This window comes from Acidovorax sp. SRB_24 (assembly GCF_012931925.1).
This window is the reverse complement of sequence record NZ_MWOM01000200.1, coordinates 1-608: the sequence shown is the minus strand read 5'-3', so window position 1 is coordinate 608 and position 608 is coordinate 1. Positions and strand designations below refer to the sequence as shown.

General features: G+C 68.1%; 1 protein-coding gene. It reads left to right on the top strand.

Annotation, left to right across the window (positions count from 1 at the left end; translation table 11 throughout):
* On the top strand, window positions 1–361 hold a 361-nt coding region (locus tag B2J89_RS21520), incomplete at its 5' end, for a fumarylacetoacetate hydrolase family protein (protein ID WP_205763929.1).
* Window positions 362–608 lie beyond the last annotated feature (247 nt).

Sequence of the window (608 nt, the reverse complement as noted above, 5' to 3'; positions counted from 1 at the left end):
TTCGCGCATCCAGGACTGGAAGATCAAGATCGAAGACACCGTGGCCGACAACGCCTCGTGCGGCGTGTTCGTGCTCGGCGACCGCCTGGTCGATCCGCGCGACGTGGACCTGGCCACCGTCGGCATGGTGCTCGAGAAGAACGGCGAGATCGTCGCCACCGGCGCCGGCGCCGCCGCCCTGGGCCACCCGGCCAACGCCGTGGCCTGGCTGGCCAACACGCTGGGCGCGCACGGCATTGCGCTGGAGGCCGGCGAGGTGGTGCTCTCGGGCTCGCTCGGCATCATGGTCCCGGTCACGGCCGGCGACAACCTGCGCGTGACCATGGGCGGCATCGGCGGCTGCTCGGTCCGTTTTGTGTGAGATGAAACACCCCCTGCGTCGCCTTCGGCGCCTTCCCCCTCTCTCTACGCGCTACGCGCTACGGGAGGGGGACGCAGCCAGCGGCCTGGCAAAGCCAGTTCCGCGGCTACCTGGCCTGGGCCGCGCCGGTATAGCGCGCCGCGCTTCTGAACAGTGATTTGCATGGAGATAACGGATGAGCAAAAAAATCAAATGCGCCCTGATCGGGCCCGGCAACATCGGCACCGACCTGCTGGCCAAGCTGCAG